Below are 26,640 nucleotides of genomic sequence, written 5' to 3'. Positions count from 1 at the left end.
AAAGTGCTGACGGCCAGGCCTTGTTCGCGACAGAAACGTCGAGTGCCGACGCCGCTCATCTTCCATGCTGCCACCATCTCTCGCCAGAACGCTTCGCCTTGGCGAGGGCGTCGTTTGCGCGTTCGCACAGCAGCTTGGCCCACCGCGTCGTCGTCCATCGCATCACTCCAATCACTACGATGGCCAAACCTTCGCATCATGCACACGGACAATCAAGACGGGTTGCGCTGACGGATACATTGAAGCCAAGATCGTGATTGACGATTGGCGACGGCATTACAACGAGGTTCGACCGCATTCGAGCCTGAACTACGACACGCCGCTGGCGTACCGCCAGCGCTTAGAAAGAAATTCAACCCAAGCCTTTATTGCTAGAACGCAGTGGTCTTAGAAAAACGGGCAGGCCAACATCATCTACTGTATTTTTTAGGTCAACAGCTTCGACGATCACACGCTCCAAGGCTTTACTGCCTATCGCAGTCGTAAGGGCATCCTTGAGCGCGACGCCCAAGGCGCCTAGGTCGTTGACATTTGCATTTAAGATTCCGGCCTGCTGCTCCTGCGTGCCAGGCAGCGAAGCCAAATCGGTTTTACGCTGACGCTTACCGTTCATTGTCCCGTCCTTGTTTTCCGTTGTTTAGCCTGCCCGACGGAGCGCGTTGCGAATCAGCTTGGACAGCAGCGGACCGCCCGCGAATACGACGCCAAACGCCAAGAAAAGAAGCGGGAAAAAGACAGTCATTGCTTCGATCTTCTCCGACGTAATCATGATCCCACTGCCCGGATCGTTTGCTTCGAAGTGGTGCGCGGCCAACGACGCGAGCTTTGCGATGCTCAGTCCAAGCGGAACGACGATCGCTGTCGCTGCGGTTGGGGGAACGATTGTGTGCAGAAGTTCTTTTATGACTCTTGACATATTTGGCGCTGTTTTCAGATGCGCCCATCTTCGTGGAGCAGATCGAGGTCCGCCGCGTCGATGCCTTCCGTGCTTCCGCCCTGGCGAAACAGGCTTTGTACCGCTGCCGAAACGCCGCCTTCTTCGCGCAGCAACGTCGCCACCGCGCACAGAAGTAGCTACCACGCCACTTCCTGTCGCCCGAGGCCGCCGCTCTCGATCGCAAGACGAACGCGTTTTGCTTTCGTGGCTGACGTTCCGTCCGCACTCGCTGTTGTGTGCGTGAAAAGCATCTCGACGCCTACATAGAAATCGGCTTTAAACGGTGTGCGTTGTCTCCATCTATTTTTTAATTGTTTCCGAATCCAACGGTTGGTAGAGGCGAAGCGACCAGTGCGCCGCCCGGCATTATAGACAAACTGACACCTGCGACTCGACATTCCGACAAACCTAGCGTGCCTTCAAAATGTGCGCAAATCGATGCGCGAACCTCTGGACCATCGACCCTTGTTAAGCGCGATGTGGTGTCACTCAGACCCATCTGCGCATACGCCGCTGCAGGGTCCGGAACGGCCACAACCGCCTGGTGACCGTTGGTGTCTTTTCGTATTGCTTTGAGATGCAATTCGCCTTTCGCAAGCACTCCGTACAACAGATCCGACGACTGTGTAGAATCTTTTTCCTGATTAATCCTGAATGCCACGAACTGGTCTAAGGTCAGATGTCTTTGTTTGCTTTCTCCGACAAAAACGTAATATAAGGCCAGTCGGTCGGGGGCATCTTGACTCAGCTCACTGACCGTTTCGCGGGTCAATACCCGTTTGAGGTAACGGTTGGCACCTCCATCACTGAAAGGGAGGATTTGCTTAAGGTCGGTCAAATCGTTCGACAGGCTGTATTCACCAGCCGACCCAAGCGTGATGACGCCAAGGATATTTGCGGGGTTGTCCGGGTTAGTGCGGCTAAGGGTCCAGGCACCATCAGGGGGATCGCTCAACACATAGCGTTGGGCGCTCACCACGCGGCCAGAGTCATTCTTTAACAGGATGTTGAACCCGCGTGAGGAGGTTTTACCCTTGCAGTTGTTCGACGTTAGCGTCAATGCTGCCGACGTTTCGCCACGTACAAAGACGGAGTTCACTCGTCCCGTACTCGCCGAAGCCAGCGCGAGCGGCGCGCTGCTCATATCGACAATTGAAGCAGCTCCGAGCGAGAGAGCACCAAATGCTGATTTAAAGCGCAGTAGTGGCTCGACAAACGATGTATCAGATACCGAGACACGCGTATAGAAGTCTACATAGTTGTCAATGCGTTTGTCCGTCACTGTATCGTACCAACATGTGCTGTCGCTAGGCGTAAAGGTGACTGTCGCAGTGTATTGCGACAAGTTGGCGAAGTGAAGCAGCACGTCGGTGCCTGCTTGTGCGTGGGTCATCGCAAACCATACCATCGCGGTCAACAAAATCTTTTTCATTGCGTCGATTCCGGAAGTGGGTATGTCACGAGCCAGCAGACGAAAACACGATGCCAGCCGGCAGATCAAATACGCCATCAGCGGTTCCCGACTCGCAACGACTCACGCGGCCGCCGGGCGAAAGCGTGCACTGGCTAATCGTGTGATTGCCCATGTTGGTGACATAAGCGACCGCTCCGTGCACCGATACATCCATCGGCCGGTCCAAATTTAGTGGATCGCGGTACTTGCTGCAGGTGCCGAAAGTGCCCATGGCGGACAGTGGGCAGCTTGTCAGCGAGTCGTCGCCGATGTTGGTTACGTAGATCGCCGTGTCAGTGGCGGTTATACCCGACGGTTGGTCGAACTCGCCGTTACCAGATTGCGCGGTGCAGTTTAATAACGAGCCGTCGGTACCGATTGTGCACACGGTAACCGTGTTGGAGTCCTGATTTGCGACAAACAGACGCGAGCCGCGCGCAACTAGGTTCAACGGATTGTCGAGCGTCCCATTCGCCGTATCTGTTTTGCAGCTTTGCGGTTCGCCGTTACTGCCGAGCGCGCAAACTGACATTTTGTTATCCTGATTGCTTGCATAAAGCGTGTTGCCGGCGACGGCCACGCCGAGCGGCGATACCAACGCGCTGCTCGTGAATGCCTTACAGCCTGACAGCACCCCCGCATTCAACTGGCAAGTCTCGATTGCACTGGTTGCCAGATCGGTTAGCCATGCACGCTGTCCTTGCATATCGATGCTGCCCGGGGCGGTGAGGCCAATCGTTTGCAGTATTTCACACTGGTCGATCGCACCCGAGAGCGAGACTGTACACATCGCCGTGCTCGCGCTTGCGTTTGCAATTGTTAGGTAGCCAGCAACTGGCGTCGATTGCGCGCTGGTCGCAACATCACCGTTGCAGGCAGAAAGCGGAATAATCACCGACAGCACGAATATGCCGAAGCTAGATCGTGCCTTTGTCAGGCCACTCAAGCCGCGCATCGCATTACAAGGTGGAAGGCGACTCATGCTGTTATTCCGTGTCAAAAAGTGCTCAGATCAGGCGTTTGTTGGGCCAACGCAAATGTTGCGCAATCGCATAGTGGATGGGGTAAGAACCCGCTTGGCCTTCGTGTCGATCAAAGACTACTGTCGCCATTGCTAAGTGTAATATCTACGGTTTCCGCCTGGACTGCGATGTATCGGCGATTTAAGCAATGCAGTGCCTGCACGCCAGGAAGATTGCAACCGTGCGAACGATTCCTTCTTGGTTGGTAGTCGCTGCGCGTGCGCGGTTGCACATCGCGGTGCAACAACGCAAGGGATCAAAGATAGGCTGTTACTGGTTAACGGAAAAATTACATGAAACTTTAGTCAAGAACGGTGCGTCCCCCGTTCGGAATTGGTCTGTACATGTGCGAGCTACTATTGTCGACGAGCCGTGGCCTGAAAAGAAAAACTCGCTCACATACAAACGGCACACAGCAAGAAACCGCTGAAATCCAGCGTGGCCACTTCCCTATGGCACGATTCGCACCGGTATCGCAATGTCGCCTCCGCGTACGCTCGCAGCAGCCCCACGTGGCGCAGTATTGATTCTCACATAATCGAGCGCGCCCACCGCGGCCCCCGCATTCGCGGTAAGGTAGATGCGGCCGTCCCCGTTACTCACCGCGCCCTGCGGCGTTGACGAGGTCAACCATGCAGGTAAAGAGGTGATCTGCCATGACAACCGCACTGGCGTACCGTTATTTACAGAGGACACGGCCAATGTTGAGCTTTGTCCAGATCTCATCTGCAATGGGGCTGCTGGACTGATCGGGACCGTGCGGGGCGTGCCGTTTTCATCAAGCAGCTGCACGCTGAAATGCGGCGTGGAGAAAGAAACTGTATATGGCTTCACGACATAGGGAGCGAGGAAAGCAATGTCAGGAGAGATAATCTGCTGTCCCCGCCATCCGAAAGTGCCGCTCATCTGTTCGATGTTGACAACGACATCGTCATCCTGTGGAGTACTCGACGCCGGCACGCTGAAAAGTCCCCATACAGTTGTAGTAACTCCTCCGCGGATGGTCGGGTCATTGTCATAGACTTCCTTTCCACTGGTCGCATGAAAGGCATCGAAAAGCACAGAGTTTCCAACGACCGAGCTTGAAATGGTCATTCCGGGAGCGGAGTAAGAAACCGCCACCTCGTTCGAAACGCCGGCTGCAAACCCTTTTTCCCCGAACGATAGATTCGTGCCTAGCTTGGTTGAATATGTTTTGTTTCTCGAAACGGTTTGTGGTGCAGATGTTTCGACAAGGCCCGTCAACGTGGAACCCGGACGTTTGACCTGAAGACTGAAACGAAGTTGGTGAGAATTGTTGTAGTAGCCCCAAGGGGTTCCAATTCTCCAGAAGCCGTCTGTAGCTGTTGCCGGCGTTCGGCCCCAATTTGCCTTGACCAGATAGTAATCGTTTTGATTGGTGGAGTTGAGTCGATAAACGAAGAGAGTCAACGTCACATTTCCTGTGCGTTCCTCCGCGGTCCAACCATCCTTCCATGCAACGTCCTGCGAGATTTGCTGGCTGCTCGCACCAAGCAACGTCCATGCGGTAGGATCAGGCGTCGCGCTGCCTTGGCTTACTTCTTCGGGCACTCCGGTGGCCTTAACGGACGTCAAAAGGTCGAACGTGCTAGAGGATTGTTGCGATCGGATTGACGCGAGACAGCTGTCGGTTTGAGAATTCAATCCTTCGGCATCCCTATCTACAAGCGTGCACTCAATGGGCGTTCCGGTGGTAACCGGGGATTTCGCAAGAACATAGCGTCTTGCTGAAAAGGTTCCCGCCACCTCGGGGCTTGCAGATGACGCGGGTACGGTGCCTATTGCGACCTCGGAAGCGGGCGCATCGACTGCTGGTATGCCGTACATTGTTTCACCAGATGGCATTAAGTCGGGCGCGCTCCACGGATCCAGCTCCTCATCAGCAACGATAGCGTAGCCAGCATCATAATGCGCAATTACCGAGCACGTATCTATTGTCGAGGTCGAGGCTTGGACCGCGAATGTTGGATAGCCTAAGACCGCAGAGACCTGTGGCGTGCTCGAGCAATCAAGTGCCTCTTCAGGTGTATTGTCATCAGGATGTGATCCGCCGCATCCGGCCAGAGTGGCGGCAATTGTTGCAATTGCGGTCAAGCAAGATGCTCTCTTCATTGTTCGCATTGCCATCTTTCGAATAATTGTTGGTCGGCCTGATCGGTCCATCTGACACAATGCATGTAAGTGGACACTGCATTATTTGAAAGTTTATATTTCGTTTCGAAAAATGCAAGATTTGAAATGTTCGTGAAAACAACATAACACGACGCTGCCTCGAACTTCATCTTTTAGGGTTCGATCACCCTTCTTTTATTGGTGTCAGCGACGCTCCCCATAGCTAGTGGTTAAACGGTTGTCGTACTCGAAGGGTGAACACTATCCTGCCGGCGGCTAAAAATTTGATCATGCTAGTTTTGTCCGTTTCCTATCTGCTATTGCTTTTATGCGACTATCGCAACTAGAAGCGCGCAGATCGAGACCAGCACTGACGCAACAGCGATGAGCGACATTGCCGTGTTCGTCATGCAATCGTAGTAATAGCTCCGCATTCGGTCGATCTGGGTTCCGTCTCTTACGCGTTCCGCATTACCCTCGGCCATAGTTTTCCCTTCTAAATCGCGTCGGTCTTTGCGCCGAATGGGTCGAGGCTGTTGAGGCATCGCTTTACAGCCTCATCTGTCGTCGGCTCGTCCGTCGGTGTAACAACAGTCACATGAGAGGATATGGGTCATTTGGAACGTGCGGCACCTCAACCGTTGCCGAGGGATCGACGAAATGCTGCAATTCCAGCGGGAACCGCGCCAAAGCTTCGGCAACTTCGCCGGCCGTCTTTTTAGGCCTCAGTGGGTCTGCGCGGCAACCGCCGTCGAACTCATAAAACGCGCGGTATTGGAAACGATTCATGATGGTTTTTCCGTGGTATCCAGGATCATTGACGAACATCTGCTGTCCACTGGCTGCCCGGTCATACCACACATCCAGTCGACATCCGACGTTGGGCTGTTGCTGGGCCTAAACGCTCGCGCAGGTGGTGACAAGCTGCCCGGTAGGGACGCGTCGCTCGAGATCTTGCGATTCGCGTTTATGTGCGGTCCACATCGGCGCCCTCACCCGATTCCACTTGCCTCCTCCTACAGCTTAAACGATAATCATTCTCATCTTAATCATGCACATTGCGTTTGGCAGGCGTCGGCTGGATTGAGCCCGAACAACACAAAACATTTCCAGTGGTCGAACGCTATTACCACGCGCTGTTGCGCTTCCTGTCGCATCGGGTGAAGGACGCCGATACCGCGTTGGATATCGCTCAGGAAAGCTATCTCCGCGTACTGTCGCTGCGCGAATCCGGCGCGCCGATCAGCGATCCGCGTGGCCTGCTCTATCAGACCGCCCGCAATCTCGTCATCGATTCGTTCCGGCGCGCCGGCGTGCGCGCCCAGCATGTCCGCCCGCTCGACGATGACGACGACCCCGCGGCCCACGTCTCAAGCCAGCCCGAGCATGCGTGCGAGGCGTCGCAGCGCACCACCATGCTGATCGCCGCGATCGAAGCCTTGCCGCCACGCTGCCGCGAAGCCTTTGTGCTGCATCGCTTCGACGGTCTGGGCCATGCCGAGATTGCCGAGCGCATGGGCATCACGCGCAATATGGTCGAAAAACATATCATTCGCGGTGTGCTGGCGTGCCGGCAACGGCTGGCGGAGTGGGACGGCGCGACCTCGACGCTCGCCCCGGCCGACGACTAAACCACGACTGAACGACGATTGAACGCTTGCGACCCGGACCTCACGATGTCAGGTATTGGCCTCGTCATGCGTCTTCATCCCCATGCGCGCTGACGACAAGACAATGAGACAACCCATTCAAGCTAACGACGCTTCACCGCCCGACCTCGACATCGAGCAGCAGGCCGCGACGTGGTTCGTGCGACGTCGGGCCAAAGCCGGCGCGCCGGACGATGCCGCCTTTGCTGCGTGGCTCGCACAGTCGACGGCGCACCGCGACGCCTACGCGCACGTCGCCGAAACGTGGCATGCGCTCGATGACGTGCCGCGTGAGGACATCGCGCGTCTAAAGGCGGGCTTTGCACCGCCCGCGCTCGTATCGTCCTCGCGACGCTCGTTCATGCCGCGCTTCGCCCTGGCGGGCACGGCCGTGGCAGCCGTCGGCGGCGCGCTCGGCTGGACACTCCTGCGCGACGAATGGCGCAACACGCCGACCTATGCGCAGCGCTTCGATACCCGTCGCGGCGAGCTGCTCGCCGTCTCGCTGCCCGATGGAAGCACGCTGCAACTCGATACGGATACGCATCTCGAAGCGCGCTTCTTTCCCGACCGTCGCGAGGTGCATGTGACGCGCGGACAAGCGATGTTCGCGGTGCAATCCAATCCCGATGCGCCCTTCAACGTACTGGCGCGCACCGTGACGGTCACCGTGGTCGGCACGCGCTTTGCCGTGCGCTGCACCGATACCGGCGTGGAACGCGGCAACGTGCGCGTCGATGTGGATGAAGGACGCGTGCGCGTGGCATCGACGCTCCCGCCCGGCGTCGAACTGGTCGCAGGACAGACCGTCGCCACCGACGCCGAGGGCCGGCTCGGCCGCATCGCATCGATTGCACCGGGCGATGTCGGCGCGTGGCGCGAGGGCCGCGTGAGCTTCGACAACACGACGCTCGCGCGCGTGGTGCAGGAATTCGAGCGCTATGCGCCGCTGCATGTCGTCATCGACGATCCGGTTGTCGCTTCGATGGCGGTGACCGGCAGCTTCGACGTGCGGCAGAGCGCGAGCTTCATCCGCGCCTTGCAGCGCGTGCTTCCGGTACGCGTGCGCTCACGCGGCGATGCGACGGAAATCGTGCGCGCCGCGTGAGGCGTGCATTCACACAAAAAAAGTTCGTCATCGATGTCAGGGTTCGCAGCAGCGATGCGTCTTCTTCGGTAATGGTCTTAATTTCGGGCCTTATTTCATTACCTGCCGGAGATGTCGTCGATGCTGCACCCCCGCTTTCCGTTGACCGCCATGACGGCGGCCGCGATCTTCGCCTTCGCGTCCTTCGATGCTTCCAACGCGCTGGCTCAAACAGCTTCTGCTTCTGCTTCTACTTCTACTGCTGCTACCCCTGCTTCCGCGACGATCGACTTCTCGATTCCCGCTCAGCCACTCGGCAGCGCGCTGAACGAACTGGCCCGCGAAGCCCGCATGCAGATGCTGGTCGAGCCATCGCTGGTGGCGAACCGGACTGCGCCCGCCGTCACGGGCCGTATGCCGGTTGCGCAGGCGCTCAGGCAGATGCTGGAGCCGAACCGCCTCACGGCGGATACCGAAGGTGGCACCGTGACGATCCGCGATGCATCGACGAAACCCGCGCAGCCGGGCGAAACCGCACTGCCCGCCGTGGCCGTGACGGCGAGCGCCGACGACACCCAGCTGCCCACCGAAAAGACCGGCGCCTACACGATCCGTTCGACCACGGCGGGCAGCAAGATCGCGCTGTCGCCGAAGGAAACGCCGCAATCGATCTCCGTGCTGACGCGCGCCGAGATGAACGATTTCCAGCTCAACAGCGTCAACGATGCGCTGCGCCACGTGACCGGCGTCACCGTCGAGCCTTATGACTCGTATGCGACTGATTTCATGTCGCGCGGCTTTCACATCACCAACCTGCAGTTCGATGGCGTCGGCATGCCGCTGGAATATACGTCGCAGTACGGAGATATCGACATGGGCCTGTACGATCGCGTCGAAGTGCTGCGCGGCGCGGACGGGCTGAATGCCGAGACCGGCAATCCGTCTGCCACCGTGAACTTCGTGCGCAAGCGTCCGACTTACCAGTTTCAGGCCTCCGGCGATGTTTCATATGGCTCGTGGGATACGAAACGACTCGATGTCGATATCTCCGGACCCCTGAATAAAGCGGGAACCGTGGCGGGCCGCCTGGTGGCGATCCATCAGGACGGCGACTCCTTCACCGACCGTCTGAAGCCGGGCAAGGATATCGTCTACGGTGTGGTCGATGTCAACATCACACCGAACACGCTGGCGACCGCGGGCTTCAGCTACGAAAACAACCGCCTCAAGGGCTCGAGCTGGGGTGGCCTGCCCTTTCTCGATGCATCCGGCAACCAGTTGAGTTACGGCACCGGCACGAGCCTCGCGCCGAAGTGGTCGTACTTTAATACGCAGGAACAGCGCGCCTTCGCGGAACTCACGCAGCAACTCGGCCCACGCTGGACGTGGAAGACCTCGGTCAACTGGAACGACATCTATAACGATGCAAAATTCTTCTATCCGTATGGCTCGTTCAACGCCGATGGCTCCGGCGTCAACTCGTACACGTCTTCGTATATCTCGTCGAACCGGCAACTGGTGCTGGATTCGAACGTGAGCGGCAAGGTCGACCTCTTCGGCCGCACGCACGACCTCGTATTCGGCGCGAACTTCTCGCGCTCCCAGTTCAGCAATCCGTCCGCCGAAGGCGATGGCGACGGCGTGCCCGTCAGCTACGCCGATCTGGTTGCCGGTAACTATCCGGAGCCGAACTTCGGCGCGGCGACCTCGCATATCAACTATCTCGATGTGCGGCGTTCGCTCTATGCCTCGTCGCGCTGGAGTCTGACTGACCGCGCGCATCTGCTCCTCGGCATCAACTATACGCAGGCGGCCAGCAGCGGCGACGCCAACGGCGCCGGATATAACCAGCAGTCGTCGGGGTCCGCGCCGTATATTGGCCTGACCTACGACCTGACGAAACAGATCACCGCATATGCCAGCTTCACGAAGATCTTCAACCCGCAAACCGATCTCAACATCAATAACCAGTTGCTCGGACCGGCGCGCGGACGCAGTGCGGAAGCGGGCATCAAGGGCGCATTCTTCGACAACCGCCTGAATACCTCGCTGACAGTGTATCGCATTCATCAGTCGAACATCGCCACCGAAGCGGGCTTCAATCCGGACACCGCGAATTACTACTACACCGGTGGCGATGCCACCTCGCAAGGGGTCGAGGCCGAGATCGCCGGGCAGATCACGCATGACTGGAACGTCAGCGCGGGCGCGACCATCCTGCGCGTCTACGACGACAACGGCCAGTCGACGCAACTCTTCGTGCCGCGCAAGTCCGCGCATCTGTCGACCACGTATCGGCTGCCGTTCTTCGATCACAAGCTGACGGTCGGAAGCAGCCTGCGCTGGCAGAGCGCCACGCATTATGTCGAGGATGGCGTCGGTACCCCGACGCAAGGCTCGTATGTCGATGTCGATTTCATGGCGCGCTACGACGTGAACCGGCACTTCATCATCACGGGCACGCTGAACAATGCGTTCAACCGGAAGTATTGGGCGACGATGGAATACAGCTACGGTACGTACGGTGCGCCGATCAACGGCAGTGTCAATCTGACCTGGCGGTACTGACGCCGGACGCGTTACTCCGTCGGCAGAATCCCCTTTTCTGCCATCGGGCTGGCGCGTCTCGGCGGCCGAGCGCGAACAGCGCCAGCGCCGCGACCACCGCCGGCACCGCGAGCAGCATGAAGACCGCGCCGAACGCGAGACCCATGCTCATCATCACGCCGCCCGCCATCGCGCCGGCGACCGCGCCCATGCGGCCGACGCCGAGCATCCACGTGACACCCGTCGCGCGGCTCGGGGCGGATAGAACGATGCGGCGAGCGCGGACATCGGCGTCACCGCGCTCGTCACCGCCGTGCTCGTCGCGAAGATCAGCACGGCGAGCCAGACGCGATCCGATACGCCGCTGCCGATGATCAGCACCAGCACCGCCGACAACACGTAGGCGCAGGCATTGCGCCGTGACAGTTTGGGCGTCGAGAGCAACACACGAACGTCCGTCGTACCGATGACGATCAGATCGTCGCTAATCTCCTTGCATCCCGCGGCTACGAGCATCTTGACCGCCGCCTGAGTAAAGCTTCGCCATGTTTTCCGATGGTTACGTGGCGACCTGAAAGACGTATTGCAGCGCTGGCTTTCCGCTGACCTCATCTGTTATCAGGCTCGGCTCACCGAACCCGAGCTTGGCGGCGACACGTTGCGAAGCAGAGTTGTCGGTGCCCACGATCGCTTCGATGCAAAAGTTTTTAACGCCAGCGCGTTTGAAGCCGTGTCGCATTTCGGCGATCGCTGCAAGGACCAGGTCAGAGGCAAAGCCGTGCCCCCTATATTCCGGAGGCACCGCATAGCCGAGATGGAAGCACGCAACGCCTTCAATCGGCTCGACAACGACGAAGACGCCGAGCGATGTGACCGTCTCGCCCCGCATACGCACATACGTGAAACGCGGCTTCCCGTTGGGATGGTCGAGATGGACAAAAAGCTCGCCGTCCAATTCGCACCTCTGAGGGGTCACTAAGCCATCACGTAAGGCGCTTTGGAACGCAACAAGTGCGTCGGTAGGATCAGTCATTCGCTGCGCATCATTAACGCTTTTCTTGGAATGCGCCACTCGCTGATCCCGCGAACCACGTTGCCTTGCTTGTCACATGGTTTCTCCCGTTTCCCTACTTGTTGAGCGCGGCCTTTAACTTCTCGGCCAAGACGGACCCCGAGGGGCCGTTGCTCGCCACTTGAGCTTGAGCTTGAGCTTGCCCAGCCCTCCGCCCGCCTTGCAAAAAGGTCACGTCACCATAGTGATCTTCCAGGGCAATGAACTTGCCATTCTGGTCGGCAAAGTCTTTCAATCGTGCGCTGCACGAGTGCGTCCAGCTTACAACTCGCAGTTGCCATCCTGCCTTGACGAAACCCTCGACATCAAAGAGAAACCCTTCCTCATTGTCGTATCCCTTCCCGTCACCCGTGCAGACGACCATTGTGCTTGAAGTTGAACTGTACTTTCGGGCATGGCGACACATCTGCAATTGAATGACGTGATCGACCGTTTCGTTCTCACCGGACGCTGCGCGGGGTTAGGAAAGGCTCGATACCCCTTTCGCCCAGACGTCGCCATACGTCATCTGTCGTCGGCGGGGTGCTTCCGCCCTAAACGATCTCGTTCGCAGCCTGCGCACCCGTGACTAAATCAATGAACCACGCAAAATGGATGCGAAACGCATAACGATCTTCGCCTTTCTTTTCGCTGGCAAATCGCTGTCCTTCGTGAAAGATGTTTGAATTGTCGACGTACACACACACGGGTGATTTCATAATTTTCCGATGCCTTCAGCTTAGGCCGAGTTTCTGTTTCGCGTACGCTTGTGCCAAACCGACCGACACTGTAACTAGGTTTGACATGGCCGCCTTCGGAAGCTCTTTCTTAACTTTTTCCCATACCGTTTTTTCAGAAATCGCTTCAGCGAAATCATGACCTCTAGAGGTCAACCGAAGCGGCAAAACGGACCACGATGCGTACCCATCGATGCTCTTAGTCAGGCCAAAACCGGCATCTTCGTCTTGCTCGATAAGCTGCTGGTCATCGAACAATTTCATGTGAAACTCAAACTCGGGCGTTCGATAGGAAAGTCCCGCTGCTTCGAAGTCTTTGATCGTAAACGTTGGTCCAGGGTGATCCAGAACGATCTCAATGATTCGCTTGATGCAGTCGTGATCAATTCGCATGCCGTTTTCCGTTGTCAGTTGACCTGACGCCAAGCATCGTTAATCGCGCCGAACACGGGAGGTACGAAGTCGTGTCCTTCAAACGACACGGGTCTATCGTCCTTCGGATAGTCCAAGATCGGCGAAGCGCGCAACATGTTAAGCACGCGATGGCTATGCTTACCGCTCGCTGCCACTTCAGCTAAAACGTCCGATTCGATCTGGTGAATAAGTGCCCATGTCAGCACACCAGCCGCCCGGTATCGAACGACAACCGAAGGAACCACTTTTCTTATGGCCGCTTCAGCGGCAAATAATTGGTCCATCACCTCTCCGCGTATTCCGTGATCTTAAGACTGAGCAGGCTTTGCCTCGGCAATTCGCTTTCGCAGAGCCTCAACAATTGCGCAGGCCATTTTGTAGTGATGGTCGGACTTGCCCTGCCATGCGTCGCGTTCGGACTCGGCCCTTGCGAGTCGTTCCTGCAAGCGTTCTAGGTCTTCTGCTGTCATATAGTTTTCCTACCTGATCCCGATTATGCGCTCTATTGATTCGCGACGCGATTCAAGAATTTGCGCACGCTCGCTTGCAGAACTGATTGCGTATCGCAACAGATATTCGAAACTCTCGATGCCTTCGCGAGCCGCAAACTCTTCCATGGCGTGTGCGACTTCAACGCGTCGAAGCTCGCCTAAATCTGTGCCTAGCGCGTCCGCGATTTCTAACGTAAGCGCCTCGATCCGAGCCCGTACGTCGGGATGTTGCGCGACAAAGCGCTCGTATCCGTCTTCGACTTGTTCTTTGGACAGCAGTGGTTCGCTCATTTTTTCCTATGCAGCGACGTCCGAGCACGTCCGGGTGCGGCATTCCAGTTTCAGCGCGACGCTGAGCCTCGGATGCCCACTCTTCAAACCAGCGCAAATTTTTGGAGCAAAACTGGTAGTACGTGATCGAACCGGATTTCAGTTCGTCGTCGTACAGCACGTCGAAGCCAGTTTCGCGCTTGAATTTGTCCGCCCACGCCTTTTGATCTGGTGTCACTCGCAGCCTCCAGCGTTTTCCGCTGTGTTCAGTGAGCGCTCACGCTCTGGTAGCAAACGCCCGTCAACAATTCTTCGAGGCCGTCGAGCGAACACGTCATCTCTCCGCGTTTTCGTATGCCTTCTTCCATCCACGTTCGACATCGAGTTCGGGCAAAAGTCTATCTGCAATCAAACCTTCCGGCGCGCCGTTGGCATCGACCCTGCCTGAATACCAGAAAGACACAAGCTCGCCTATGCTGAAGACATCAATGGGCTTGGCTGGGTCTGCAACGACGTTAAATCCCCCATTCACCGAGGCAACCTTGACGACGTAGAAGTCCGGTGGCGCATTGGGCAGACCTGTCACATCAAGTACAAGAGCCACGATCTCTCGCTTTGGAACCAGAGTGCAATCACAGTACTCACATGCGTATCGGAACGCGCTTTCATTGTCTTTGAACGCTAAACGCCTCGTATCGGCGTGAGCCAGTTTCCGTTTCGTCTTGGCGAGCAAGTCTTTGAACATCATTCGTCCCGTTTTTGCGTTCTTGCGGAAACCCCGCAGGCGCTTTTCCTATGCGGCACCCGGTCACCCGTGAATCTTCTGAAACAGCGGCGATCCACGGGTCGCAGCATATGCCGTGAACTCTTTGCAGCAGCCCTCCGCGTTCTTACTTACGGTCTCGAACGTATTGACTAGCCAATCGAGGCACACGGATGGATCGCATTCGTTGAGAATCGAGTCTGCGAACTTTTTGCGGTCGTCCACGCTAATCGATGCCTCCAACGCGGGACTGCCGCTCCCAATGTGAAGTAGCCCGACTGCGGTAGAGTGATGCAGCGACGAATTCATGTAGATCGGAGAAAACTTGACGACGTTAGCGGTGAATCTTCCACTCACCTCATCGAAGTAGCAGACTAACGACTGATTCTCGTTGGTAGGCTCCCCCCGATAGATCGCTGCTCTATCTGCTTCGAGATAGTAACTTGCGACGTGCTTGTGACGACAGCCAAAGCACTTTGGGCGCTTTCGCAATCCTGAAGGTCTTCAATGTACGTATGCGCTCCTGTCACGCCCGCCATACCTGCGACCGCGTTACCCAATTTGTTCACAAAAAGCTTGTTGAACCCATTTATGGTAATTTTTGGGCTATCGACGTTAGTGCTCATTCCACCCATTTTCAATAGTCACGTTGCCGCTTGCGCCGGCCTGCTTATCACCTGCGAGAACGGTAAAATCCTTGTGCAAGACATTGAGAATAAAAGTCATTTGAGCTGGCCGTTACTTTGAGAGAGCAAGGAGGCACGGATCTGTCGAAGAGATGATCAGCACATGCCTCACGATAGTTGCCGTTTTCCTAGGTCAATGGATCCGACCGATCCAACCGATCTGTACAAGCCAGACGATCAGCGCTAAGACGAGTGCGATGAAAAAAATCCACAGCCCAAGTCGTAAAGCAAGGCTCTTTTTCGATTTGGTGTCGGTCATATCGAATCAAAAAAGTGTTTTCCTATGCGCCTGCGCGAACTCCTACCCGTGATCCTTCAAATCTTGCAGCGACACTTCGAGAACTTCGGCCGCGTCGGCGTGAAGCTGCGCCAAGCCTGCGTCAATCTCGAAGCCGGACGGCGTCGAACGACTCTCGAATGCATCACGGAGCACGTTTATCGCCAGACGCAATGCGTCCGCCAAAGTTAAATCGCGGCTGTCCATGTTTTCCTACTTCTTTGTCTGTTGCAACACTTCGTCACTTGCCGGATCGGCAGTGCGTGGCGGTTGATCTAGCCAATCATCGGCCATTTCAAACGGTAGCTTAACGAAGCAAACGCCTTCAGATCAGTGACCAGTCGAGGGCCAGTAGCTAACACTGCGGTGACGGCGTTGTTACTTTGGTCCAGCAGAAACCCGTCCATGATCTTCGTTGCATTACTGTGAGCAATGAGCAACTTCCAGTTGATGCGAAACGCAGCGAGACGATCATAAGTCCAGGCAGTACGCCCAGCGAGGTCGGGTCCAAGCAAACCGATGTTCGTCGTGTTTGCGTTGAACAAGGGGCTACCCGGAATTTCATAGTCTGTCGCGTAGGAAATTTCTTTCCCAGCATACTGCGTCAGATTTTGCATCTGGGTGACTATCCACGCTAACTGAACGAGGTGTGAGTTAAGCTCCCCAGCAAGGGCGGCAGCCAGGCCTTGTGCGTCACGAAAGCGCCGATAATCTACAGCGATGAAGTTGTTAACGTAGCCGCCGGCCAGTACACCAACGAACCCTAAGATTGCCGTAGTCATTCCATCGGGCATATCAAACCTTTAACGGTCGCACTGTTTTCCGTTCACTCGGGCCACACGACAGTGCCGGCCAGTTCCGTGGGTTCCAACAACACTACTGCTTTCTTTTGCAGGTGCCACGCATTACCGGTCTTGCAATCGCGAAGATAGCGACGGAGTGCTTCCACCGGGCCTTCGTTCGGGCTAACGCCGATTGAGCGTCCAAGAAGGTCCACCCGACGACCGGAGAAGCCTCGCGTGGCATCGTCCGGATGGACGCCAAACTTTGATGGTCCGAGATCGCGCTCCACTCTCCGCTTTCCGTTGAAGTCGGTGACACCAGCGGTCTTAATAAAAAACGACCAGACGTCAATGTCTTTTACACCGTTGGTGCGGTCGAGGTAGTGCTTCGCTGCGCCCTGGCACAACGCCGAGCAGAGAAAATGTTGAGGCCGAGCGTGGCGCGCGAAAAAATCATCGCGGTCCTGTGATGCGATCAATGCGAACCGCGCTAAATCGCCGGCGTCGATCGGCTCAAGGGAGCGTTCTGTCGGTTGCATGCGTTTTCCGTTACTGTGCGTCGCCGGCGATCAGTCGCGCGGCGACGCGTTGCGCGACTTCAAGATAGCGATGCGGATTTCCAAACAATTCCCCGTCGCTACTCGTCGTTGCTCATCCATTCAACTCATTGAGTACTTGTTCATTCTATATACTCATTGAGTATAGTCAAGCTTTTTCGTGATGACTCTGCAAAATCTCACGAATGAATTTCCACGCCATCTCAGGCATGGCGCGAAACTCCTTTGAATCGCTGGGCAGAAGCCAATTATCCAATCCGCGCTTCTTTGCACCTATGCGTTCCGCAAATTGCTCGCGCGTCATGCCCATCGTGTCCATTGCCTGCCGCAGAAAATCCTGCTGCGTCATCGGTGTGCTCTTTCTCACCGCACTATCCTCTCACCAAATTTCGACATATCACCTTGTCCCCGCTCACGGGCGGGGCCGTCGCTGACCTTTATCAGCGGGTCCCGGTGCGTCAATCTGGTACACGGCCCGAATCGCCTGAATGAACAAGCCTGACTGCTCAACGACCCACGTTGCCAGCTCCATGTCCACGCTGTCGCCGGTATAGTCAGCCACCTGGCGGATTTCCTGAGCCCGGTTCAGCGTGCGGCCCCAGTCAGGCTGAACCTGACCGGTCTTGACGAGGTGCAGGCCGAAGGCGGCAATCACACCGTTGTGCGTTCGCACGACGTTTGGATCGACCGGCGCACCGGAGGCGAGCAACGCGGCGCGCGCCGCGTCGAACATGGAGTAGTAGGCGCGATTGCACGCTCCGTTAATGTCACCATCATCGAGCAGCAAAGCCGCCGAGGTCGATGCCCTAAGGGCCTTCGTCAGAAGGTCGTGGACGCTTACCACAGCCGAACTCCGTCAATTTCGATACTGCGCAATAGCGCGGGGTTGGAATACGACTCCGGATGCGCCCATTCGTCTTCCCAGACGGGAAGGGGCTGCACCCGGATACCCGTTTCCAGCAACACATCGAACGCCATGTCGGCCATCGTTAGTTTGGCCTCCATGAATTGGCCGCGTGGCCCCGGCAGGACAACTGCGATATCGGCGTCACTGTCCGGGCGGAATCCGCCTTTCGCACGACTACCAAAGAGGATGGCCCCTTTGACCGGAAAGGCCTTGGCGGCCCTGTCAAGAAAGGCGAATGCCGTCTGCTTGGTACCGGCATCGATAGGGTGTTCGGTTAGGGTGTGCATGCGCGGTCGCCTCACGTTTAATATACTCAATGAGTATCATATATCACGACGACCACCGGCACGCAACAGCGACCATCGGTATATCGGCCAACGGCGCGAAATCTTCATTCCCAATCGAGGCTGTCAAACGCCGCTAACGCCTCACGGCGCTCTCGCGGCGTTCCGAGAGATCCTGGAGACGGAGGCGCGAGTGCTTACGCAGGTCGGCAACAGCCATCTGCTGCGCCACCACGAGGTGAACCAGACGCCCGTGATCGACGTCGAGCATGTGGACTACTTGTACCACCGGCTGTTCGCGTTGGTGGCACTGGTCATCCGCAGGAATGCAACTCGATAGGTCCGGCGACCCGATGGCGAACCAACATCGTACGCCGCCGCTCGAGACGCTCAGGGATGCGATCGCGGAAGCTTTGTGGGGTGCCGTCAGCGCACCCTCACTGCCGGCGGCCTGCGTCGCGTTGGGTTTGAGAGACGGGGATTCGACTGAAGCGATGCACAGCAAGCGCAAGTAGGTGCGGACCCGGATCACGACCTTCAAGGGCCCGGAACTTCTTGCGCTGGCGCAACGAGTGATCGAGGAGTACGAAGTCCCCGATCTCACAGACTTCGTCAGCGAACTGACGACCCATGCCCATCACCGTGTCACCGACCTCACGCGGCGGGCCGTGCTGACCGACTGAACTCGGCGGGAGAACTCTTTGGCGATCTGCCGGTGTGGGACGGGGTGGCCGTGCTGTCGCCGGACCTCGAGAAGCCTAGCCTCTACTCGGACCGCTTCGGTGCGACGCGGCGCGATGACATCCAGCGGCACTACGTTGCCGCGCGTCAAACAAGGTGAGAGCAGCGCGTCAATCAGGATGAGAGTACTGGCGTTGCGGCAGCGGTGGAGGGCGTAGCCCGGAACCGCTGCCGCAACGCCGCGCCGAGGAGTCTGCCCCGCTGCCGGGGTGCCTTATTGGTGGTCGCGGTAAATCGGGTATGAACAGCTCTTTCGTGTAGCGAACGGAGGCTGCGTTGCCCGGCCGACACATCAACGACCATCAGATGAGGCTCTACATGAAGTACAGACTCAAGGAAGGACCGGCTCAAGCGGCTGCGCGCGCCGGGTTCAGCGCCGCCACGGGTTATCGCATCGATCAGGACCGGCGATTGCCATCACAGAAGAAGGCGCCACGTGCGCGTCGTCGTCCGGATCCTTTGGCAGCGATTTTCGATACCGAGATCGTGCCGCTGCTCCAGTCCGCTCCCGGCATTCGACCGATAGCCGTGCTGGACGAAATGCTTCGGCGCCATCCCGACCTCCCGGGCAACGTGCGCCGCACTCTGGAGCGCCGTATTCGCGACTGGCGTGCACTCCACGGCGAGGAGCATGACGTTATGTTCCGTCAGGTACACGAACCCGGGCGTCTCGGGTTGTCCGACTTCACCGAGATGGACAGCCTAAGCATCACCGTGGCGGGCGTCGCGCTTGACCACCGCCTCTATCACTTCCGGCTTGCCTGCTCGGGCTTCGAGCACGCTCACGTCATTCTCGGCGGCGAGAGCTATGTCGCCCTGGCTGAAGGGCTTCAGAATGCCATCTGGGCACTCGGAGGCGCGCCGCGCGAGCACCGCAGCGACAGTTTGTCGGCGGCGTTCCGCAATCTCGATGCTGACGCGCGCAAGGATCTGACCACGCGTTACGATGCTCTGTGCGCCCACTACGGCATGCAGCCCACACGCAACAACCGTGGCGTTGCCCACGAGAACGGCTCTATCGAGAGCCCTCATGGCCACCTCAAGAGCGCGGTGCGTGATGCGTTGCTTCTGCGCGGCAGTCACGACTTCGAGAATCTCGGTTCTTATCGCCGCTTCATCGACGAGATTGTCGGTCGAATCAACGCGCGCAACGGCAAACGCATCGAACTCGAGCGGGCACTCCTTCAGCCGCTTCCGGTCCAGCGTACGTGTGATTACGAGGAAACGCGCGTGTACGTCACAACCACCTGCGGCTTCGTCCTGCGCAAGGTGTTTTATACCGTCCCGTCACGGTTGATCGGCCATCACCTGCGCGTACGCCTGTACGACGACCGGCTGGAACTGTTTCTGGGCGGCACAGCCCTCATGACACTGCAGCGCGGCCGCGCGGGTCCCAACGGCAAGCACGGCCATGTCATCAACTACCGGCACGTCATCCACGCGCTGCGCCGCAAGCCCATGGCGCTGCTCAACCTGGTCTACCGCGATCAGATCTTTCCGCGCGAGGCGTATCGACTGACCTTCGATCGCCTGCTTGAGGAGCTCCCGCAGCGCCAGGCATGCAGGACCATGGTTGAACTGCTCGGCCTCGCCCACGAGCACAACTGCGAAGCGCAACTGGTTCAGGCTCTGCAGCAGTGCTTGGACGATGGACACTTACCCGACTTGGACGCATTGTGTTCTCGTTTCGAAGCGAAGCGCACGAACAGCATGCCGGAAGTAAATGTCCAACTGGCACCGCTGAGCGACTACGAAGCCCTGCTTGATATGGTAACGGAGGTGACGGCATGAGTCTCGACATCGATGCTACCCGCCTGTCGCTGCTGCTCAACGATTTGCGGTTGCCCGCCATCAAGCAGATCTGGTCCAGCTTTGCCGAGCGCTCCGACACGGAAGGCTGGCCGGCAGCGCGCCTGCTGATGGCGCTGGCCGAACACGAGATCGCCGAGCGCGATCGACGCCGGGTCGAACGTCACCTCAGGGACGCCAAGCTCCTGCCGGGCAAGACATTGGAGAACTTCGATTTCGACGCGGTGCCAATGGTGTCGCGCGCGCACGTCTCGGCGCTTTGCGCGGGCGACGGCTGGTTGAGGAACGGCACCAACCTGATTCTTCTGGGGCCGAGCGGCGGGGGCAAATCGCACTTGTCGTCGGCGATCGGACTGAGCCTGCTGGAGAAGGGCTGGAAGGTCCTCTTCGCTCGCACTACCGACCTCGTGCAACGGTTGCAGGTCGCGCGCCGCGAGCTCGCACTTGAGTCCGCCATCAATCGGCTGGATCGCTTCGACTTGGTCATCCTGGACGATTTCGCCTATGTCAGCAAGGATCAAGCAGAGACGTCGGTGCTGTTCGAGCTCATCAGCGCCCGGTATGAGCACCGTTCCCTTTGCATAACGGCCAACCAGCCGTTTGGCGAATGGGACAAGGTTTTCCCCGACAGAGCCATGACGGTGGCCGCCGTCGACCGGCTGGTCCACCACTCGACCATCTTCGAGCTGAACGTCGAAAGCTACCGTCGCCGAACTGCCCTGCAGCGCAAGCAGCAGAGGCCGGGGCGCCCGGCCAGTAGAGCGACACCAAAGAACATTGGCGTGCCACCGACACAGGAGGATCAGCACGGCATCAACTTCACCGAATGACCCGCTATTCTCATCCTGATTGACGCGCGGTTGTACATCCTGATTGTCGCGCTGGCAGAGTAACTGCGACGTCACCATTACACAGCAATCCTCAGCTACCAAGGGCTTCAGATTGATTGTCGCGCTACACCCACTTGCCCGCGTCAATCAACGCCGCGCGTCAATCAACAAACGCTTGCCAGCGTCAATCAACATCGGCATCATCAATTCTGCCGCGACATTCTCAACTTGATTGTCGCGCGTCTCTCATCCGGATTGTCGCGCCACAGGACGTGTTGCCCGTGCGCTTACCTGTTTCCAACTTCAGACTGCAGCGCTGGTAAATTACGTGGCATCGTTCAACCTGAAATCGCTGAGTGACAAGATTGGCGAACGGACGGGGCTGATCGTTATTCGAGAGTTTCAACCGCGCAGACGAGCGGCATCGCTCTTTGCTGTCGTCGCGCTGACGGGCCTCGTACCGATCAGCAGTCGCGCGTCAAATTCTCCGCCCGCGTGCAGGACGCATACCGCCTTCGGGCTACGTTCGTAGAAAGAAGGAAACTGGCCACGAAGCGGATCCCTCGGAAAATGCCATGTGCCGCGTATGTCGAGGCGAAACACATCGCCTTTCAGAAAGCGTGTCGCGTGAGGCTGCAGTGCGACCTCGACTGGAATGATCTCGCCTGCACGCAGCGGCTCAGCGAAACGATACGTATGAACCGGCTGTACAGAGGTAGAAAGCCGTTCATCGAGCTCACGATGCGCGGCGCGTTGCCATCCTTTGGAGACCATGTCGCCTGAAAAGCCGAACGAGCCTTCGAACTGCATCTGCATGCCATCGCGAAACTTGCGCACGCCCGCAAAAACGAAAACATCGTTGGCGCCCCGCACTTCAAGGTGCAAACGCAGCGCCATGGGGCCGATCACGTCGATGTCCTCCGGCACTGTCCAGACGAACTGTGCCGCCCCGCGTCGCGTCGCGAACGATATGGATGTCGCCTGAGCCTGCGCCAATCCTTCAATCAATGCTCCACGACCCGCGTCAAGTGCAAGCGTGCGCCATTGCAGATCGTCGGGCGGCCAGTGATGTTCGAGGACAACGGCGACCGGTTCCGGCCCGTTATCGTGGATCGCCAGACGCACTGCGGGCTCGCTGTCCCAGCCGTTGTCGAGGCCCTTGAGCGTGTGATCGAAGAACCGTAGCCGTGCGGCTGATGCGTCCTTGCCGTAAAAAGCGCACCACTTGCCGTCGCGATGCGTGTAGAGCGATTTGAGCGCCGAGCCCCCACGTCGGAATACCTCGAAAGAACCTTGTGTGTGTAGCGAGTGGTCCGAAAAGCTGCCGCAGACCAAAATCGGAACCTCGATGCGTTCGAGGTCAGGAACCGTCGATTCGTACCATCCGTCGCGTTCCGGACGATTAACGATCTCTTCCCGGAACTGGGTGCTAGTCGCCACTCCACCGCGTTTGAGTCCCTTGTCCCAGACGATCGTGAAACCGTCCTCGCGAATTCCGCCGGGACGGGCAAAGTCGCGATACAGATCGCTGAATCCCTCCCAAGGGCAAATCGCCGCGAGATGCGGCGGGCGCAGCGCTGCCACTTTGTATTCGCTGATCGCGAGGTAAGACACGCCATTGAGTGCTACGCGCCCGGAACACCACGCTTGCGTCCCGGCCCACTCGATCACGTCGTAATAGTCGCGTGCTTCCTGATCGGAGAACAGTTCACCGACGCCTTCGGCAGTGCCTGCGCCGCGCAAGTCGACGTTTACCACCGCGTAGCCTTGCGGCACCCAGAAACCGGGATCGGGAGCTTCCCAGCTCGTCCATTCGGATATCGTAATAGCGCGGGGCTGAGGAAACAGCCGGTACTGAAGGTCGATGCCCCGGCCGCTTCGACTACGCGCGGCAATCCTGTCTTTGCCGTACGGGTGAGCCGACATGATCACCGGCGCCGGATCGCCGCCTGCCGGGCGAAACACGTTGACGCGCAGCGTCGTGCCGTCGCGAACCTTTACCGGCACGTCCCAATCCGCGTGAATACCGCCGGGTATCTCGTATAAGCGGACCTGAGGACGAAAAGCGTTCCTTATCCGGCGAAACGCCAACGTCAGCGGTCCAACACTCCGTCGTGCCATATGCGCAGTCATCGTGCTCCCTGTCGCTTCAGTGGTGGAGCATTGTACCGATCCGAAACGATCGAACATCGAACGATGTGAGTGGCCGGAACGGAGATCGGGAGCCGCGAAATGTGCGGCAGACTCAACCTGCTCTGCATATGAAGTTGCCAAGCACGACGTCGCGCTGACCGTGACGTTGTGATTCAGCGGGTGCAACGTCGAGGGATCAGCGCCGTGTATGTCGAACTGTCGAACGGCCGATTTTCAGCATGGAGCCGACCTTGGAGCGACCGAAGAAAGGAATGCGCGAATGTCGCAAACTGGTCGTTTGCTGAAGTCGATCGTTCCACGGGGGTAACGTCGTCGTCGCGTGAAAAGCGCGGACCTCCTTTGAAGTCGCTACAACGGTAAGCCTGCACATCAAGGTTGAGCGGGCCCAGCGTCCGCCAAGTGTCCAGCTCGCTTCGATCGAGCGGGCTACAGAACGTTACCTTTCGGCTAAATCGGAGCGTTTCCCTAGAGGCCACAAAAAGTCACTGTTTGAAGGTCTTCCGACAGGCCGAATGTGCGCGTAGGGGTTTGCGGGGCACTCCTCGAATTTAATTTCCAACGTCAGAAGTCCGCCGAAATGGCTCCGTCGCGTGCGCACTTCACCGCGTTCCTTAAAGCGTGCGGATTGCGGTTTTTGGCCGGACCCGGTCCCACGCTGTACTAACGCCCACCGTCGAGGCGGTCGATCACTGATCACTCTATTCAGAGGACGAAGATCGTGAGACCTGCCGTTACCCAATTTCGCAGAGCGTGGACTGCGAGAGTCGCTAAAAACGGGTGACCATCTCTCGCGTCTTCAATCGCAAACACCGACCCCAGCACGATCCCGACGAAGAACGTCATGCAAATCAGCACTTGCGAAAGGAGGTAAAAACAAGGATTCTTGATACCCGTTCGAGCCCCGAATCAGGCGCCTGCCGCTGGCGCCATTACGCCGAAAACACCCGGCTCCTTTACGGCGAAAGGCAACAGCGTCTGCGGCATTCAAGTGTAAGCCCGAAACCCGTCCGATAGTTGCCTGCTGGCATTCGATAAATTCTGGCCCAACCTGCGCGCATATCAAATCGACGCCAAGACCAGCAGCAACCAGATAGCATCCGTTGTGCAATGGCGCGAGTCGGATCGAACTCGTCGAGTCGAACGGGGAGTGATGTCAACTGCGGCGTCGTCACGGCTTGCGTCTTGTCTCGGGCAAAGTAAGCGCCTTCGCTGATAAACTCATATCATCGAGTTTCACAAACACGCAATGGGATTCGAACAGCTAGCCGCGCTCAAGTTGGAGCTCAACCAACGCGCGAAGGATACAAAGGCGGAATCACACACAACGTCAACGGGATCAGTCGGCGGACGGGAAATCGAACGAGGACTCAAGCCACCGCCAACGTCTCGTCATGCAGCCGAGCGCGCAGTCACCACGCTTCAACGAAATTTCCCGCGTGCTTTTCCGCGAAATTCCGCACCCAAGGTTCCGCTCAAGGTCGGAGTTCTAAAGGACGTGCTCGCCCAAGCGGGCGCCCTCGGACTTAGCGAGCGAGACGTTCGTAACGGCGTGAAGCTATGGTGCCGCGGCCAACGCTATTGGACTTGTCTCGTTGAAGGTAGTGAACGCGTGGATCTCAACGGCGCAGTCACTGGTGTCGTCACCGAAGCCGAAGCAGAGTATGCATTAACACAAGAAAGGGTTCGGCTTGCGCGCAGACGAGAACAGATGGAAAACAAGCAGCGGGGCTAATTCCGTTGACACAACACGATTAAGGCATTGCATCGCATCTCTTATTGAATGCAGTTTCATGTAGCTTCTTTTAATTGATCGTCCTAACGTGAGATGCGAAATGAGCGTCGGTGGCCATGATAAGGCAAGCTTTAGCTCTACCTTTTGATCCGGTAGCGCCGTTCGCCGCATTACGATCAAGTGTCGGGTTCAATGCGCACACCGGACACACGCCGGCGGTACGTCAGCCGACGTAGTCATCGACTGACTTGCAGTAGAGGGCCGTCGCCATCCATCCGAGCCGTCTGAGGCATGACATGATTCTCGGCTTGCCACCTACATAATGGTGTCATGATCCCAGGGGAATCACGGTATATGCACTTAGCTCGTTGAAACCATGCGCGATCTGAACAGCTCCGGTCTTATCACGGCAAAAACGAACCGGTGTCTCGGACGTGCAGCAGTGCATATTGATTCGGGCATTTGCCAAGACGGCGGTAGACCTTATCACGGTAGTCACACGTTGTGTATGGTATGACGATTGCTTATTAGTTGGCCGCACGGCAGGCCCAATCGGATCCCGGACATCGCGTCCCGCCATACATAAGGCATAACTCGTGATTACAGCTTTCTCTGCGAGCCAACAGCCACTGATCTTGCTTGTCGACGACGCATTGGATACATTGGGTGCGTGGCAACTACTTCTGGAAACCTTTGGTTATCGCGTGGTCACTGCGCAAAGCGGTGCAGAGGGTTTGGAAAAAGCGCGGGTGTGGCGTCCCCACTTAGTCATCACCGACTTTATGATGCCTGTCATGGACGGCTTGGTACTCTGCCGTCACTTACGTGCTGATCCTTCGCTGAGCACTGTGCCGATTATTCTTTGGACCGCAGCGCGAACGACGTTCGACAATCCACTGTTCGATCGCCTTGTGCTAAAGCCCACACAACTCGAGCGACTGGTCGACGATATTCGCGTGTTGCTGCGGCAGAACCTGGTATGAAAGCAAGACCGCGATAGCGACAAGCATCGGTGGATTTCGCATTTCATGCTGGGTCACTCACGGTATTGATGGCTTGGAGAGTGACGTGGCAAGAAAACGCAATAACGCAATCACAATGACCTCAGTGAGGTGTCGGCTGCACTCCTGGCGCTCGACCGACTTGTCTTCACCGTCGTCTTTGACGGAACTGATACCGACAGCGTCGACGCGGCCATCGCGACAGTCGATGCGGCCATCGACGCAACGATTGCCGACTTTCCGAGCCACCCACTGATCTCGGCTGCGGTAACCGCAATGAAAGCCGAATGCGGAGTTGGTCTTCATGAACAGTCTGCTATTGTAAA

General features: G+C 57.6%; 31 protein-coding genes and 1 pseudogene. 11 read left to right on the top strand and 21 right to left on the bottom strand.

The features are described from left to right. Positions 1-59 (bottom strand): hypothetical protein (locus tag ACYQ47_RS19425; RefSeq protein ID WP_459906523.1); only part of this gene is annotated, 59 nt, incomplete at its 3' end. Between the two features lie 182 nt (positions 60-241). Between ACYQ47_RS19425 and ACYQ47_RS19420 the strand changes: the two are divergent. Beyond that, positions 242-391 (top strand): annotated as a pseudogene (locus ACYQ47_RS19420) (integrase core domain-containing protein); the annotation flags it as partial. Here the strand turns inward: ACYQ47_RS19420 and ACYQ47_RS19415 are convergent. From ACYQ47_RS19415 to ACYQ47_RS19395, 5 genes are all read right to left on the bottom strand, one after another. Further along, positions 353-613 (bottom strand): hypothetical protein, encoded by a 261-nt coding sequence (locus ACYQ47_RS19415; protein ID WP_459906498.1) that lies wholly within the window; start codon positions 611-613, stop codon positions 353-355. The pseudogene ACYQ47_RS19420 and the gene ACYQ47_RS19415 sit on opposite strands and share 39 nt — an antisense overlap. A gap of 631 nt (positions 614-1,244) precedes the next feature. Further along, positions 1,245-2,369 (bottom strand): hypothetical protein, encoded by a 1,125-nt coding sequence (locus tag ACYQ47_RS19410; protein WP_459906497.1) that lies wholly within the window; start codon positions 2,367-2,369, stop codon positions 1,245-1,247. 25 nt (positions 2,370-2,394) lie between these two features. Next, on the bottom strand, positions 2,395-3,372 hold the full coding sequence (locus ACYQ47_RS19405; protein ID WP_459906496.1) for a beta-propeller fold lactonase family protein: 978 nt from the start codon (positions 3,370-3,372) through the stop codon (positions 2,395-2,397). Positions 3,373-3,862: 490 nt separating this feature from the next. Further along, positions 3,863-5,527 carry a hypothetical protein gene (locus ACYQ47_RS19400; protein ID WP_459906495.1) on the bottom strand — a complete coding sequence of 555 codons (1,665 nt, stop codon included), beginning with the start codon at positions 5,525-5,527 and terminating at the stop codon, positions 3,863-3,865. A gap of 612 nt (positions 5,528-6,139) precedes the next feature. Then, positions 6,140-6,373: a hypothetical protein gene (locus tag ACYQ47_RS19395; RefSeq protein ID WP_459906494.1), complete on the bottom strand. Its 234-nt coding sequence runs from the start codon at positions 6,371-6,373 to the stop codon at positions 6,140-6,142. Positions 6,374-6,609: 236 nt separating this feature from the next. On the opposite strand from ACYQ47_RS19395, the gene ACYQ47_RS19390 reads away from it, so the two are divergent. From ACYQ47_RS19390 to ACYQ47_RS19380, 3 genes are all read left to right on the top strand, one after another. After that, positions 6,610-7,176, top strand: coding sequence for a sigma-70 family RNA polymerase sigma factor (locus ACYQ47_RS19390; protein ID WP_459906493.1), 567 nt, complete (start codon positions 6,610-6,612; stop codon positions 7,174-7,176). A gap of 103 nt (positions 7,177-7,279) precedes the next feature. Next, positions 7,280-8,302, top strand: a complete 1,023-nt coding sequence (locus tag ACYQ47_RS19385; RefSeq protein ID WP_459906492.1) for a FecR family protein — start codon at positions 7,280-7,282, stop codon at positions 8,300-8,302. 120 nt (positions 8,303-8,422) lie between these two features. Further along, positions 8,423-10,849, top strand: coding sequence for a TonB-dependent siderophore receptor (locus tag ACYQ47_RS19380; RefSeq protein WP_459906491.1), 2,427 nt, complete (start codon positions 8,423-8,425; stop codon positions 10,847-10,849). Here the strand turns inward: ACYQ47_RS19380 and ACYQ47_RS19375 are convergent. The 3 genes from ACYQ47_RS19375 to ACYQ47_RS19365 are packed head-to-tail and all read right to left on the bottom strand — an operon-like array spanning position 10,827 to position 11,900. Further along, positions 10,827-11,039, bottom strand: coding sequence for a hypothetical protein (locus ACYQ47_RS19375; RefSeq protein WP_459906490.1), 213 nt, complete (start codon positions 11,037-11,039; stop codon positions 10,827-10,829). The two genes, ACYQ47_RS19380 and ACYQ47_RS19375, sit on opposite strands and share 23 nt — an antisense overlap. Next, positions 11,003-11,344, bottom strand: a complete 342-nt coding sequence (locus ACYQ47_RS19370; RefSeq protein ID WP_459906489.1) for a hypothetical protein — start codon at positions 11,342-11,344, stop codon at positions 11,003-11,005. Before ACYQ47_RS19370 ends, ACYQ47_RS19375 begins: the two co-directional genes overlap by 37 nt. A gap of 43 nt (positions 11,345-11,387) precedes the next feature. Beyond that, positions 11,388-11,900: a GNAT family N-acetyltransferase gene (locus ACYQ47_RS19365; RefSeq protein ID WP_459906488.1), complete on the bottom strand. Its 513-nt coding sequence runs from the start codon at positions 11,898-11,900 to the stop codon at positions 11,388-11,390. A 133-nt stretch (positions 11,901-12,033) separates the two neighbouring features. Between ACYQ47_RS19365 and ACYQ47_RS19360 the strand changes: the two genes are divergently transcribed. Then, entirely contained in the window at positions 12,034-12,273 is a 240-nt protein-coding gene (locus ACYQ47_RS19360) for a hypothetical protein (RefSeq protein ID WP_459906487.1), read from the top strand. A 340-nt stretch (positions 12,274-12,613) separates the two neighbouring features. Here the strand turns inward: ACYQ47_RS19360 and ACYQ47_RS19355 are convergent, their stop codons facing one another. The 10 genes from ACYQ47_RS19355 to ACYQ47_RS19310 form a co-directional block, all read right to left on the bottom strand. Next, complete coding sequence (locus ACYQ47_RS19355; protein ID WP_459906486.1) at positions 12,614-13,009, bottom strand: DUF2513 domain-containing protein; 396 nt, start codon at positions 13,007-13,009, stop codon at positions 12,614-12,616. Positions 13,010-13,023: 14 nt separating this feature from the next. After that, positions 13,024-13,314 (bottom strand): DUF2471 family protein, encoded by a 291-nt coding sequence (locus tag ACYQ47_RS19350; RefSeq protein ID WP_459906485.1) that lies wholly within the window; start codon positions 13,312-13,314, stop codon positions 13,024-13,026. A gap of 195 nt (positions 13,315-13,509) precedes the next feature. Next, a complete protein-coding gene (locus tag ACYQ47_RS19345) occupies positions 13,510-13,812 on the bottom strand; it encodes a DUF6388 family protein (protein ID WP_459906484.1) in 303 nt (100 codons plus the stop codon). A 313-nt stretch (positions 13,813-14,125) separates the two neighbouring features. Next, a complete protein-coding gene (locus tag ACYQ47_RS19340; RefSeq protein ID WP_459906483.1) occupies positions 14,126-14,539 on the bottom strand; it encodes a hypothetical protein in 414 nt (137 codons plus the stop codon). A gap of 1,002 nt (positions 14,540-15,541) precedes the next feature. Next, a complete protein-coding gene (locus ACYQ47_RS19335) occupies positions 15,542-15,724 on the bottom strand; it encodes a hypothetical protein (protein ID WP_459906482.1) in 183 nt (60 codons plus the stop codon). 68 nt (positions 15,725-15,792) lie between these two features. Next, positions 15,793-16,299, bottom strand: a complete 507-nt coding sequence (locus ACYQ47_RS19330; RefSeq protein ID WP_459906481.1) for a hypothetical protein — start codon at positions 16,297-16,299, stop codon at positions 15,793-15,795. Between the two features lie 44 nt (positions 16,300-16,343). Then, positions 16,344-16,838: a hypothetical protein gene (locus tag ACYQ47_RS19325; RefSeq protein WP_459906480.1), complete on the bottom strand. Its 495-nt coding sequence runs from the start codon at positions 16,836-16,838 to the stop codon at positions 16,344-16,346. A gap of 166 nt (positions 16,839-17,004) precedes the next feature. Continuing rightward, positions 17,005-17,205 carry a transcriptional regulator gene (locus ACYQ47_RS19320; protein ID WP_459906479.1) on the bottom strand — a complete coding sequence of 67 codons (201 nt, stop codon included), beginning with the start codon at positions 17,203-17,205 and terminating at the stop codon, positions 17,005-17,007. Between the two features lie 63 nt (positions 17,206-17,268). Then, positions 17,269-17,700 carry a HEPN domain-containing protein gene (locus tag ACYQ47_RS19315; protein ID WP_459906478.1) on the bottom strand — a complete coding sequence of 144 codons (432 nt, stop codon included), beginning with the start codon at positions 17,698-17,700 and terminating at the stop codon, positions 17,269-17,271. Next, a complete protein-coding gene (locus tag ACYQ47_RS19310; RefSeq protein WP_459906477.1) occupies positions 17,694-18,050 on the bottom strand; it encodes a nucleotidyltransferase domain-containing protein in 357 nt (118 codons plus the stop codon). Before ACYQ47_RS19310 ends, ACYQ47_RS19315 begins: the two co-directional genes overlap by 7 nt. 190 nt (positions 18,051-18,240) lie before the next feature. Between ACYQ47_RS19310 and ACYQ47_RS19305 the strand changes: the two genes are divergently transcribed. The 4 genes from ACYQ47_RS19305 (at position 18,241) to istB (ending at position 21,427) form a co-directional block, all read left to right on the top strand. Beyond that, complete coding sequence (locus ACYQ47_RS19305; protein ID WP_459906476.1) at positions 18,241-18,387, top strand: hypothetical protein; 147 nt, start codon at positions 18,241-18,243, stop codon at positions 18,385-18,387. Positions 18,388-18,562: 175 nt separating this feature from the next. Beyond that, on the top strand, positions 18,563-18,730 hold the full coding sequence (locus ACYQ47_RS19300) for a hypothetical protein (protein WP_459906475.1): 168 nt from the start codon (positions 18,563-18,565) through the stop codon (positions 18,728-18,730). A 334-nt stretch (positions 18,731-19,064) separates the two neighbouring features. Continuing rightward, positions 19,065-20,579 carry an IS21 family transposase gene (istA, locus tag ACYQ47_RS19295; RefSeq protein WP_459905955.1) on the top strand — a complete coding sequence of 505 codons (1,515 nt, stop codon included), beginning with the start codon at positions 19,065-19,067 and terminating at the stop codon, positions 20,577-20,579. Next, the gene (istB, locus tag ACYQ47_RS19290; protein ID WP_459905954.1) at positions 20,576-21,427 is read left to right on the top strand and encodes an IS21-like element helper ATPase IstB; all 852 of its coding nucleotides are present in this window, start codon (positions 20,576-20,578) and stop codon (positions 21,425-21,427) included. The genes istA and istB overlap by 4 nt, the downstream gene beginning before the upstream one ends. 402 nt (positions 21,428-21,829) lie before the next feature. Here istB and ACYQ47_RS19285 read toward each other — a convergent pair whose 3' ends face one another. Then, positions 21,830-23,617, bottom strand: a complete 1,788-nt coding sequence (locus tag ACYQ47_RS19285; protein WP_459906474.1) for a CocE/NonD family hydrolase — start codon at positions 23,615-23,617, stop codon at positions 21,830-21,832. 1,210 nt (positions 23,618-24,827) lie between these two features. On the opposite strand from ACYQ47_RS19285, the gene ACYQ47_RS19280 reads away from it, so the two are divergent. Together ACYQ47_RS19280 and ACYQ47_RS19275 are read left to right on the top strand one after the other, a co-directional pair. After that, a complete protein-coding gene (locus tag ACYQ47_RS19280) occupies positions 24,828-25,313 on the top strand; it encodes a ProQ/FinO family protein (RefSeq protein ID WP_459906473.1) in 486 nt (161 codons plus the stop codon). Positions 25,314-25,909: 596 nt separating this feature from the next. Then, positions 25,910-26,296, top strand: a complete 387-nt coding sequence (locus tag ACYQ47_RS19275; RefSeq protein WP_459906472.1) for a response regulator — start codon at positions 25,910-25,912, stop codon at positions 26,294-26,296. 57 nt (positions 26,297-26,353) lie between these two features. Here ACYQ47_RS19275 and ACYQ47_RS19270 read toward each other — a convergent pair whose 3' ends face one another. After that, entirely contained in the window at positions 26,354-26,620 is a 267-nt protein-coding gene (locus tag ACYQ47_RS19270) for a hypothetical protein (protein WP_459906471.1), read from the bottom strand. Positions 26,621-26,640: the final 20 nt, after the last annotated feature.

This window comes from Caballeronia sp. HLA56 (genome assembly GCF_054655155.1).
The sequence above is the reverse complement of the archived record's forward strand: the minus strand, read 5'-3'. Positions and strand labels throughout refer to the sequence as shown.

Bases quoted from the DNA above. Each gene is read 5' to 3' on its own strand.
- ACYQ47_RS19415 (WP_459906498.1), bottom strand. From the start codon at position 613: ATGAACGGTAAGCGTCAGCGTAAAACCGATTTGGCTTCGCTGCCTGGC.
- ACYQ47_RS19410 (WP_459906497.1), bottom strand. From the start codon at position 2,369: ATGAAAAAGATTTTGTTGACCGCGATGGTATGGTTTGCGATGACCCAC.
- ACYQ47_RS19405 (WP_459906496.1), bottom strand. From the start codon at position 3,372: ATGAGTCGCCTTCCACCTTGTAATGCGATGCGCGGCTTGAGTGGCCTG.
- ACYQ47_RS19395 (WP_459906494.1), bottom strand. From the start codon at position 6,373: ATGTTCGTCAATGATCCTGGATACCACGGAAAAACCATCATGAATCGT.
- ACYQ47_RS19385 (WP_459906492.1), top strand. From the start codon at position 7,280: ATGAGACAACCCATTCAAGCTAACGACGCTTCACCGCCCGACCTCGAC.
- ACYQ47_RS19380 (WP_459906491.1), top strand. From the start codon at position 8,423: ATGCTGCACCCCCGCTTTCCGTTGACCGCCATGACGGCGGCCGCGATC.
- ACYQ47_RS19375 (WP_459906490.1), bottom strand. From the start codon at position 11,039: ATGGGCGCGGTCGCCGGCGCGATGGCGGGCGGCGTGATGATGAGCATG.
- ACYQ47_RS19370 (WP_459906489.1), bottom strand. From the start codon at position 11,344: ATGCTCGTAGCCGCGGGATGCAAGGAGATTAGCGACGATCTGATCGTC.
- ACYQ47_RS19355 (WP_459906486.1), bottom strand. From the start codon at position 13,009: ATGCGAATTGATCACGACTGCATCAAGCGAATCATTGAGATCGTTCTG.
- ACYQ47_RS19350 (WP_459906485.1), bottom strand. From the start codon at position 13,314: ATGGACCAATTATTTGCCGCTGAAGCGGCCATAAGAAAAGTGGTTCCT.
- ACYQ47_RS19345 (WP_459906484.1), bottom strand. From the start codon at position 13,812: ATGAGCGAACCACTGCTGTCCAAAGAACAAGTCGAAGACGGATACGAG.
- ACYQ47_RS19340 (WP_459906483.1), bottom strand. From the start codon at position 14,539: ATGATGTTCAAAGACTTGCTCGCCAAGACGAAACGGAAACTGGCTCAC.
- ACYQ47_RS19335 (WP_459906482.1), bottom strand. From the start codon at position 15,724: ATGGACAGCCGCGATTTAACTTTGGCGGACGCATTGCGTCTGGCGATA.
- ACYQ47_RS19330 (WP_459906481.1), bottom strand. From the start codon at position 16,299: ATGACTACGGCAATCTTAGGGTTCGTTGGTGTACTGGCCGGCGGCTAC.
- ACYQ47_RS19325 (WP_459906480.1), bottom strand. From the start codon at position 16,838: ATGCAACCGACAGAACGCTCCCTTGAGCCGATCGACGCCGGCGATTTA.
- ACYQ47_RS19320 (WP_459906479.1), bottom strand. From the start codon at position 17,205: ATGACGCAGCAGGATTTTCTGCGGCAGGCAATGGACACGATGGGCATG.
- ACYQ47_RS19310 (WP_459906477.1), bottom strand. From the start codon at position 18,050: ATGCACACCCTAACCGAACACCCTATCGATGCCGGTACCAAGCAGACG.
- istB (WP_459905954.1), top strand. From the start codon at position 20,576: ATGAGTCTCGACATCGATGCTACCCGCCTGTCGCTGCTGCTCAACGAT.
- ACYQ47_RS19285 (WP_459906474.1), bottom strand. From the start codon at position 23,617: ATGTTCGATCGTTTCGGATCGGTACAATGCTCCACCACTGAAGCGACA.
- ACYQ47_RS19280 (WP_459906473.1), top strand. From the start codon at position 24,828: ATGGGATTCGAACAGCTAGCCGCGCTCAAGTTGGAGCTCAACCAACGC.
- ACYQ47_RS19270 (WP_459906471.1), bottom strand. From the start codon at position 26,620: ATGAAGACCAACTCCGCATTCGGCTTTCATTGCGGTTACCGCAGCCGA.